Consider the following 10,772-nt stretch of genomic DNA (forward strand, 5'->3'; position numbering starts at 1 on the left):
TGACAGAAGGACCTATGCAAAATGGGAAGAAGGAGTAACCGATATAAGGAGCAGTCTGATCCCTGATATCGCAGAAATTTTCCGAGTCGACATCGCCGATTTGTATAAAAATATAAATGATGCTGAAATAAAAGACACTTTTAGTTACCGTAAAAATTCTGTAAATAGTGTAATCATAATGATTACGGATAAGGATATGGCAGAAAGATTCCTGCATTTGCTTAACGAAAGCAGGGAAAACAATGAAAAGTAGAATTATATTGGTCATCTGAAATTCAGCAACAGGCATCTGCTTAATGATATAAGCCTTTTATAAATAATTTTAAGAAAACTTTAATCCGGATTCTTAAATTATTTTTATAATTTTGAAGCATGATTTTTAAGGAAAGCAGAAATCTGAAGAATTTTATCTCCAAACTCTTGTTCGGGATCTATTTTCTTGCGCTGTTTTCCCAGAGCTTTCACAGCCACAGTGCCGAAGATGTCTTTAGAAACTTCAGCTTTAAAAAATCGGAAAATACATTTGCCAAAAATACGGCGAAAGAGAAAGCCGCAGACTGTCTCGCCTGTCATTTCCTGGCTACCGGACATACCCTGGTTCCTGAGGAATTCAGCTTCTCTTTTGAAAGCTATACCCATGAAGTCAGACAGGTTATTGCCGTTCAGGAAACAATCTGGTCACAGACAAAATTCACTTTTCAGCTCCGGGGGCCGCCCGCAGTAGCATAATCTTATACCTCTTTACAGGCTTTAACAGGATTAAAGTTAAATGTTTCATGATGCATAACGTATAATGGCCGGAGGCATAATATCCGGATAATAACCGGCTTATGATCCTGTTTATGTGTCGTACCCTGCCTCTTTACAATCTGTACATGAATACTGCATCCGGTGCGATACATAACGGTATTCTGTACATCATATGGCAGCACTTTATACCTTGGCCATCAGAAGCATGGTAACAATTAGAAACCAGCCTGTTAAAAAGCCGTCCATTCAACTTTTTACGTAAAGTATACTCTCTGAGTATACGCTAATCAATCTATTACACAATGAAATTGATATACAGTGTAATGCTTGTCCTTTGCGGACTGGTATTGACAAATGCGCAGCAGGCCTACCGTGTAGAAGGTACCGTGCAGGATTTCCATGACAAAACCATGCTGGAAAATGCAGTGGTGACCCTCGGGAATTTTTCTGCAACCACGGATAAAAACGGGAAATTCCTGTTCAGTAAAATTCCCGCCGGGAAATACACCCTTACGGCCAGGCATCCGGACTGTAACGATTATACTGAAAATATAGGAGTTACACAGGATGCAAACCTCAGAATCACGCTTGAGCACCATATCCGGGATATTGAAACGGTGACGGTTCACGGAAGCCACAGGAACAACGGAAGTATGGTTATGACAACCCTTGACAGATCCACCATTTCAAGGAATATTACTGAAAATCTTGGTAATCTGCTGACGAACGTTTCCGGTGTAAATGTTCTTAAAACCGGAAATAATATTACAAAACCTATCATTCACGGTCTTTACGGAAGTAGAGTAGCTATCCTTAATGATGGTGTTAAACTGGCAGAGCAGGAGTGGGGCGTTGAACATGCGCCCAACGTAGATGTAAACAATTTCGAGCATATCGATATTGTAAAAGGTGCATCTGCTCTTAAGTATGGAAGTGGTGCTGTAGGAGGAGTAGTGGTACTGCAGCCACAGGTTTTACCCAAGAAGGATACCCTGATGGGGGCGCTTTCCTTATCAGGTATTACCAACGGTCGTGGTGCTGGTCTTAACGTGAAGCTGGCAAAAACCTGGCAGGATGGCTGGGCTGTAAAAACCAACGGCAGCTTTAAAAAGCTGGGAGATCTTGATGCCCCGATGTATGGCCTCATGAATGCAGGGCTTCAGAGCTCCGGATTTAATTTCGGGCTGCAGAAAATGACTTTCAATAAAGGCTTCTCTTTTGATTACTACCTTACTAATAATACCGTAGGGATTCTCAGAAGTTCTCATGTCGGGAATTCTGAAGACCTGTATCTTGCCCTTACTTCTCCTCAGCCAATTTACCAGAGAGATTTCAGCTATAGTATAGATAATCCGAAACAGGAAATTGAGCATCATATAGCTAAAATTTCTGCGTATAAGAGGTTTAACGACTTCGGTAAAATTACGGCTACTTATAGTTTTCAGTATAACCATAGAAAAGAATTCGATATCCGCCGAGGAGAGGAGCTTAGCAAAAAGGCGGCACTGGATCTCGAACTCATTACCAATGACCTCAATATTGATCATATCATTGAAAGAGGAAAGTGGAACCTGGAATCCGGTATAAATGCAGGATATCAGAATAACTATTCAAATACGCAGACGGAAGCAAGACGTCTTGTTCCTAACTATGACAGGTATTATGGAGGAGCTTACTCCGTCTTTAAATATAAAGCATTACCCTATTTAGATCTGGAAGCGGGCGGAAGGTACGATTTTGATCATTATGAAGTAACAAAATGGTATGACCTAAGCGATTGGAATAAGCAGTATTCTGCGGATTATTCACATTTCGAGGTAAGAGTTAACCAGAACAGGATTCTTACAAAACCTTCGCTAAGTTATCATAATATTTCAGCCAATGCAGGGATTGTTTATCATCCCTCATCTTATTTCAATCTGAAACTTAATTACGCCAGGGTTTCCAGGTCGCCCAATGTTGCTGAATTGTTTTCGGACGGGCTGCACCATTCGGCAGCGATTATTGAACGGGGAGACATGAGGATTAAAAGTGAAACAGGAAATCAGTTTAATCTGGTGGCGGATATAAAAGCCAATGTTTTAAAAGGATTGAACGTTTCGGTAAATCCGTATTTCTTCTACACGAAAAACTTCATTAATGAAATACCGTCCGGATATCAGAATACACAATGGGGAGGTGCCTTTGTAGTATATAAATATGAGCAGATCGATGCAAAAATGTATGGGCTCGATCTGGATGTTCAGCTTAAAATATCGGATCATCTTGAATATAAAGGGAACGCATCGTACGTGTACGGACAGGACCTTACCCACGATGTACCGCTGATCATGATGATGCCTCCTAATTTTAATAATGCATTGGAATTCAGTAAAAAAGAATGGAAAAATTTTTACATCAATGTAAGCAATAATACGTATCTGAAGCAGACCCGGTTTCCTGTATATAATATTCCGATCAGGCGATTCGACTCGGAAGGGAATGCCTATAACCAGGAAGTGGATATTTCCACCCCTCCAAACGGATATTCTTTGTGGAATCTTCAGGCAGGGGTCAAGTTATCCAAAAATTTCGGTGTGGATTTTTCCGCACGCAATATATTCAATCAGGCCTACAGAGCCTATCTCAACAGGCTTCGTTTCTTTGCCGACGATATGGGAAGAAACTTTATTTTAACTTTTAAATATCAATTTTAACTACTAAAAATTTAGAACAATGAAAAATATTTTTAAAAACACCACCTTTATTTCAGGACTTTTATTTTTAACCTTTTCTTTCGGTCTTACCTCTTGTAACAGAAGCGATGACGAAGCAGACGATCTTCCGCAGGAGGAACTCTCCGATGTATTGCTGAAAGTAACAGATGAAGCAGGTGGCGCATCGGTTGTATATGATTATCAGGTAAACAGTACTACCAATCCTAACGTGAAACTAATTAACGGGCATACCTATAATGTAGAAGTAATATTCATGAACGGCAATGAAGATGCTACCCAGGAAATCAAAAGCGCAAAAGATGAACATTTCCTGGTGTATAATTTCCCTAATTCCGATATTGTTTTAACCCGTACTGATGATAGTTCTTCTACCAGAGGAGACGGTAAGCGGGTAGGATTGAAAACAAAATGGGTGGTGAATACTGCCGTAAAAAATACATCGGCGGCGAGTCAGTTGGTACTTACCCTGTTCCATGAGCCGGTTACGGTTTCCGAGTCCTCTGCGGTTAGCGGTAATGGAGTAGTGTACGGAGCTCATACAGGCGGTGAAACAGATGCTCAGGCCAATTACAATATAACCAATTAACATCCTTTATTTTGTTACGTTGAACCACTGACCCCGTCAGTGGTTTTTTATTTATTGGCATTTACCGCTATAAGTTGATTTTAATAACAGATTTTCATAAAATTTTTATATTTTTGCAACCTAAAATTTTAATCAATAATGAAGGTTACCGCAAAAAACCATGATGACGTAAGTGCATTGCTTACAGTGACATTGGAAAAATCTGACTACAAAGAAAGAGTAGAGAAGCAACTGATTAATTATGCTAAAAATGCGCAAGTTCCTGGTTTCAGAAAAGGGAAAGTGCCTTTAAGTATGGTTAGAAAGCAATATGAAGCAGGAATTGCGTTCGAGGAAATCAACAAGCAGGTTTCTGATGCCCTGAACGGCTATGTGAACGAAAACAAACTGAGACTGGTAGGTCAGCCGGTTCCTCAGCCTGTGAATGAGTTCGATTACAATGCAGATCAGCTGGAAGTTGCCTTTGAAGTAGGATATGAGCCTGAATTCACCATAGATTTAGCAAAATACGAAGCCCCGCACTATAAAGTGGAAGCTTCCGAAAAAGAAATCAACAAGAGCATTGAGAACATGCAGAAGCGTTTTGCCGAGCAGGTTCCTCAGGATGCCATCACTGAAGAATCTTACATTGCCCTTGAAGTTTCTCAGGTAGTGGAAGAAAATGCTGAAGGTGAGCACCACCACCAGCCGAAAAACGTTACCGTTACTGCCGAGAACAAAGAAGCTTTCCAATTGGTGAAGGACCTTAAAATGGACGGTTCCGTAAAGGTGTCCAAAGAAACGCTTGCAGGTAACGAAGAACTGGCAAAAGAATTAGGATTCTCTAAAGAAGAAGCTGAGCACTTGCACCACAATGAAGTGGAAGTGAAAGTAAAAGACTTCTATTCTCTTAACCTTGCCGAACTTAACGAAGAACTTTTCGATAAAGTATACGGGGAAGGAAACATCAAGTCTGAAGAAGAACTGAAAGAAAAAGTAAAAACCGAGCTTGACGAATATTTCCAGCAGAATGCAGACGTTCATTTCGTGAACAAAGTACTGGAGCAGGTTTCTGAAAAAGAAGAAGTAAAGCTTCCTGAAGAATTCCTGGTAAAATGGTTGGTATTTTCCAATCAGAACATCCAGTCTGAGGAGCAGGCAAAAGAAATCCTGGAAGCAGAGAAGAACCAGCTGAAATATCAGATCATCGAAGGAAAACTGATGACTGACAATAACATCCAGCTGGATTATGCCGATGTACTGGGCCAGGCTGAGCAATTGGTAAGAAACCAGCTTGCAATTTACGGAATCCACCACCTGGGGGATGAAGAAATCCAGAAATATGCTGTTGAAATGCTGAAAGACCAAGAACAGGTAAGACAGATCTCCTCTGAAGTAGCGATGACCAAGCTGAAAGACGTGATCCTTGAGAAAGCAACCAAAAAAGAAACGGCGATCTCTCACGACGAGTTTTTAGAAGAGCTTAAAAAATAATCTGTTTTTTGCAGAATCATAAAGCCCGCAGGATTACCGGTGGGCTTTTTTATTGAAAAGGGTAAAAATGTATGAGTCAATATCCCTATATTTACACCCTAAACTTATCGTATGAAAAAGATCATCATCCCGTTTTTCTGTGCTGTCCTCTTCGCGGCTCCGGCAGCAGCGCAGCAGGTTTCTACGGTTCCCGCCGGAACCGTGAAAAAATCTAAATCTACTCCCAAAGAGGTTATTGATAATTACATCAAAGCCTTAGGCGGAAAGGAAAAGCTGCAGAGTGTCAGTACTGTGGTTCTTTACAACTCCATTACCGCTGCCGGCCTGCCGGCTGAAGTAACAATGGTTACCAAGAAGATGGGCAATAAGTTTAAATCTGAACAGTCGGTGATGGGGCAGAAGATGGTCCAGCTTTTTGACGGAGAAAAGGGCTATTTCGAGCAGATGGGAATGAAAAAGGATCTCCCGGCCGATAAAATGGCAGAACTCAGGAAAGGCAGGGTAATCGATGCACTGGCGTATGATCCCGCCAATTACTCTTCGGTATCCGTAGAGAGCCTGAACGGAAAGGACTATGAGGTGCTTACCTCTGCCAAAGGAAAATTCTATTTTGATAAAGCTACAGGATTGCTGTATAAGACCTCAGCGGCAGAAGGAAATGCCTTAATCAATTCTTACATGAGCATTGAGGGCATCAAGTTCCCACAGGAAATCGAGGCGGAAGGCGGCGGCCAGAAAATGACGATCAAAACGACAAAAGTAGTGCTCAACGCAGATGTTACAGATGCTGATTTTAAATAAATACTTTGTATTTAACATAATATATCCGGGTTATTCCCGGATTTTTTATTAATAGTATAGTTATTTAACTCAAGTTTAACTAAAAGTATAATTGCTGTTCCGTTATAATCTATACTTTTGCATCAGATTCCCAAAGAAACCAGTGATGAATATAAAAATCAAAACCCGATTCAGAATTTTTGCCGGTCCGGCAAAATAAACCTGTTTTTTCAGCGTTATATAAAAAAAACTTAATGAAAACACGTGTCTTTCATTTCCTCATGGAGTGAATAATCGTGATTTTGAACCTGTGAAACTTAATAATAAACATATATGAGAAAAGTGATTTCTTCATTTGCAGTACTCTTCCTGATGTCTGCTAACGGATTCGCACAAAACATTCCTGCCGATCCTTCTGTGAAAACCGGTACCCTTCCCAACGGGATGAAATACTACATCAAAAAGAACACCTTACCGGAAAAAAAAGTTGATTTCCGGCTGGCCATCAATGCCGGATCTATCCTGGAAGATGAAAACCAGAGAGGGCTTGCGCATTTCATGGAACACATGAATTTCAATGGAACCAAGAACTTTCCGGACAATAAGCTGGTAGATTTTCTTCAGTCCATCGGTGTGAAATTCGGGCAGCACCTCAATGCCTATACCAGTTTCGATGAAACCGTGTATATGCTTCCGGTTCCCCTTGACAAACCCGGAAACCTGGATGCCGGACTAAAAGTGATGGAAGACTGGGCATTCAATGCCACGCTTTCCGACGAGCAGATCAACAAGGAAAGAGGCGTAGTGCTGGAAGAACTGAGGCTGGGATTGGGAGCAGACAAAAGGATGTCTGATAAGTACCTTCCCAAACTGCTCTACAATTCGCAGTATGCTAACAGGTTGCCGATCGGTAAAAAAGAAGTACTTGAAAACTTTAAGCCGGAAACCATCCGCCAGTTCCATAAAGACTGGTACAGGCCGGATCTGATGGCCATTGTCGTAGTAGGAGACATCAATGTAGATGAGGTAGAAAAGAAAATAAAGGATAATTTCAGCAAATATCAAAACCCGGCCAAGCCTAGGGAGAGAAAAAGCTTCGATCTTCCCAACCATAAAGAAACCTTGGTGGCAGTGGAAACCGATCCGGATGCCACCCGCTCCATGGTACAGTTCATTATGAAAGATACCGAAGCCTATCAGCCGGATGTCACGGTAGAACAGTACAACCAAAGCCTTATCGAAAGCCTTACCACCACGATGCTCAACAACAGGCTGGCCGAGCTGGTGAATTCCACCAATCCACCGTTTACTTTCGGCTCGGTATATCATGGAAGCAGCTATGCAAGGAGCAAGGAAGGATTCCAGGGATTTGCCATGGTAAAGGACGGAAACCAGCTGAATGCCTTGAAAGTTCTGCTCGAGGAAACAGAGAGAGCAAAGCGGTTCGGGTTTACGCAGACGGAACTGGACAGGGCAAAAGCGCAGGTGCTTTCAAACCTGGAAAGAACCTACAATAACCGCGATAAGACGGAGAGCGATATCCTGGTAGACGAATATGTAAGAAACTTCCTTGAGCAGGAGCCGATGCCGGGCATTGCATGGGAATATGAAGATACCAAAAAGTTCCTTCCTTCCGTTACCCTGGCCCAAACCAACGGGGTCATTAAAAAACTCGTAAAGGACGACAGCAGGGTGGTAATTATTACCGGACCGAAAAAAGACAATATTACGATGCCTACCGAAGCAATGGTCATAAATACTTTCGACGGGGTAGGAAAGGCAGACCTCAAGCCTTACGAGGAAAAAGCAACCATCAAGAATCTGGTAAAACCGTTTAAGTCCGAAGGGAAAATTGCCAAGACGGAGACGGATGAAAAATTAGGCACCACAACCTGGACGCTGAGCAACGGTGCCAAAGTTACGTATAAGAAAACGGACTTTAAAGACGATGAAATCGTATTTGCTGCAAGAAGCATGGGCGGGACATCCCTGATTTCGGATGCCGACATCAAAACCACACAGTTTGCCTTTCCGGCTCTTACCGAAGCAGGAGTAAACGGTTTTTCAAAAGCCGATCTTACCCATTACCTGGCCGGTAAACAGGTGAGTGTAAGTCCTTCTGTAGGATCCCTGTATGAAGGCATTTCCGGAAGAACAACCCGGAAAGACCTGGGAACGGCTATGGAGCTGATGTATGCCTATTTTACCGGGCTGAACTACAATCCGGAATCATTCAATGCATACAAAACCAAGCAATCGGCGATGCTCGATAACATGCTGTCCAATCCGCAGTTCTATTTTTCCAGCGAACACGCCAAATTCATGAACCAGAAAAACCCGAGGTTTATCGGAATCATTCCGCTTGAAAAGGACTGGGCCAATACCGATTATAAAAAAGCCTACGGCATTTACAAGGAACGGTTCGCCAATGCCGGGAATTTCCACTTTTATTTTGTAGGGAATATCGATGAGGCGAATTTAAAAAATGAGGTTTTACAATATATCGGAAGCCTTCCTTCCACCGGGAAAGCAGCGAACTTCAAAGATACGGGGTACCGTCAGATGAACGGAGACTTCACCAGAACCTATAAGAAAGGAAAAGATCCTAAAAGCATGGTGCAGATTACCTATATGGGCGAGGCGCCGTACAATGAAAAGGAGGCTCTGGCCCTGGAAGCTCTCGGAGAAGTGGCCACCATCAAGGTCATTGAAAAGCTGAGGGAAGATGAAAGCGGTATCTACGGCGGCGGAGCCAGAGGCGGAATGTACCGGGTGCCCTTCAACAACTACAGTTTCAGCATCAACTTCCCATGCGGTCCGGAAAATGCGGAAAAGCTTACCAAAAGTGCGCTGGCAGAACTGCAGAAACTGATCGACAAGGGCCCGGACCAGAAAGATCTCGACAAATATAAAGAAGGAGAATACAATGATCTTAAGACAAGCATGAAAGAGAATATGTACTGGATGAATGCCCTGTCCAAAAATCAGATGGACGGCAGCGATAAGTATGAGATCCTGAATTATGAGCAGAAAGTAAAAGCCCTTACCGTGAAAGACCTTCAGGAGGTCGGTAAAAAATACCTTACCAAAGGAAGGATCGTGGCGACCCTGATGCCTGAAGACGGATGGGAAAATGCGAAAAAGGCCCAGCCTGAAAAAGCGGAAGCTGCAACATTAAAGTCAGGTGTATCCCAGTAACTACATTTTTCAATTATACACTTTACATGTACCGTCCCGCAATACTTGCGGGATGGTTTTTTTGTGAAATAGTTGTCCTGTCATTTTCTTCTGTTACAAACCGCCGTTGTTTTCCATGATGATCCTCTGTACAGCTTTTTATAATACCGTATTTAAATACCGGTCTTCAGGATGGTTGTAAGCACTATCTGTGCATTGAACAGAAATGACAGCATTGTCTTATGCTCTGCTTCCCATCTCTGCCTTTTTACAGAACTGTATCGTTTTTTATCCATCTGTTTACATCCCATTGGGAATTTCCTTTTAACCGGTAAGGCAATTGCGTTCCATAGGCTTAGGAAAGCCAGGAACAGGTGACAAAAAAAATCTACCGATGATTTTTCATCCATTCTCTTTAACAGAAGTTTCTCTTTTTATACAGACAAAAGGAATGTATGCTCAGAATAAACCTCAGGATACCCGTGACAATAATGCCTCCGGCCGCAAATGAAAATAAGGGCTCTTCCATCAGAAGATGATCAATAAAAAACCGCAGAATTTTCTGCGGTCGTATTCCAATATGGATTCTGGATTTTAAAGCCCGGTTAAGAACCGTATTCTTTCTTCCATTCGTCGGCAGCACCGCTGAGGACTTCATAAAAATCTTCGCCGTATTTTCTGATCAATGGGGTCTTAAGGAACTTATAAACCGGTACCTGCAGTTCTCTGCCTAAAGTGCATGCATCGCTGCAGACACTCCATTCATGGTAATTCAATGCGGTAAATGAAGAGTATTCCGTTATACGGATCGGGTAGAGGTGGCAGGAAATCGGCTTCTGCCAGTCTACGGCGCCGTCTTCATAGGCTTTTTCGATCCCGCATTTGGTAATGCCTTTCTCATCAAAGGTCACGTAAGCGCATTCCCGGTCTTCCACCATCGGGGTTACGTACATACCGTCCATCGGGTCGGTAGTCCAGGTTCCCTGCTCTTCCAGGGCTTTGATTCCTTCCGCGGTAAGATAAGGCTTGATTTTATCGAAGATACCGTCTAAAATTTCCAGCTCTTCCTTATCCAGGGGAGCACCTACGTCTCCTTCTACACAACATGCCCCTTTACACTTGGTCAGGTTACACACAAACTCTTCGGAAAAAATTTCCTCAGAGATCAATTTATCGTCTATCTGAATCATAATTTCTAAAATAAATTAAAATAATTACCGGCTTTGAAACCGATTAAACTGAAAATAATCAGCCACAGGCTTACTTCCTGCATCCAGTATTTCGGCAGG

General features: G+C 42.4%; 9 protein-coding genes. 7 read left to right on the plus strand and 2 right to left on the minus strand.

Annotated features, from left to right (window positions below):
• From QZ735_RS13400 to QZ735_RS13430, 7 genes are all read left to right on the plus strand, one after another.
• Positions 1-253, plus strand: a 253-nt coding sequence (locus QZ735_RS13400) for a hypothetical protein (RefSeq protein WP_294249325.1), incomplete at its 5' end; no start/stop codon positions are given.
• Positions 254-372: 119 nt separating this feature from the next.
• Complete coding sequence (locus QZ735_RS13405) at positions 373-729, plus strand: hypothetical protein (protein ID WP_294249327.1); 357 nt, start codon at positions 373-375, stop codon at positions 727-729.
• 323 nt (positions 730-1,052) lie between these two features.
• Positions 1,053-3,446, plus strand: a complete 2,394-nt coding sequence (locus QZ735_RS13410) for a TonB-dependent receptor (protein ID WP_294249329.1) — start codon at positions 1,053-1,055, stop codon at positions 3,444-3,446.
• A gap of 19 nt (positions 3,447-3,465) precedes the next feature.
• Positions 3,466-4,053 (plus strand): hypothetical protein, encoded by a 588-nt coding sequence (locus QZ735_RS13415; protein WP_294249331.1) that lies wholly within the window; start codon positions 3,466-3,468, stop codon positions 4,051-4,053.
• Positions 4,054-4,191: 138 nt separating this feature from the next.
• The gene (locus QZ735_RS13420; RefSeq protein ID WP_294249333.1) at positions 4,192-5,526 is read left to right on the plus strand and encodes a trigger factor; all 1,335 of its coding nucleotides are present in this window, start codon (positions 4,192-4,194) and stop codon (positions 5,524-5,526) included.
• A 111-nt stretch (positions 5,527-5,637) separates the two neighbouring features.
• Entirely contained in the window at positions 5,638-6,327 is a 690-nt protein-coding gene (locus tag QZ735_RS13425) for a hypothetical protein (RefSeq protein ID WP_294249335.1), read from the plus strand.
• A 312-nt stretch (positions 6,328-6,639) separates the two neighbouring features.
• Complete coding sequence (locus tag QZ735_RS13430) at positions 6,640-9,504, plus strand: pitrilysin family protein (protein ID WP_294249337.1); 2,865 nt, start codon at positions 6,640-6,642, stop codon at positions 9,502-9,504.
• A gap of 584 nt (positions 9,505-10,088) precedes the next feature.
• Here QZ735_RS13430 and QZ735_RS13435 read toward each other — a convergent pair.
• Together QZ735_RS13435 and QZ735_RS13440 are read right to left on the minus strand one after the other, a co-directional pair.
• Positions 10,089-10,673, minus strand: a complete 585-nt coding sequence (locus QZ735_RS13435; protein ID WP_294249339.1) for a DUF3109 family protein — start codon at positions 10,671-10,673, stop codon at positions 10,089-10,091.
• Between the two features lie 5 nt (positions 10,674-10,678).
• Complete coding sequence (locus QZ735_RS13440; protein WP_294249342.1) at positions 10,679-10,771, minus strand: DUF6427 family protein; 93 nt, start codon at positions 10,769-10,771, stop codon at positions 10,679-10,681.
• Position 10,772: the final 1 nt, after the last annotated feature.

Origin of the sequence: uncultured Chryseobacterium sp., from assembly GCF_913776365.1 — a bacterium.
Taxonomy (GTDB): domain Bacteria; phylum Bacteroidota; class Bacteroidia; order Flavobacteriales; family Weeksellaceae; genus Chryseobacterium.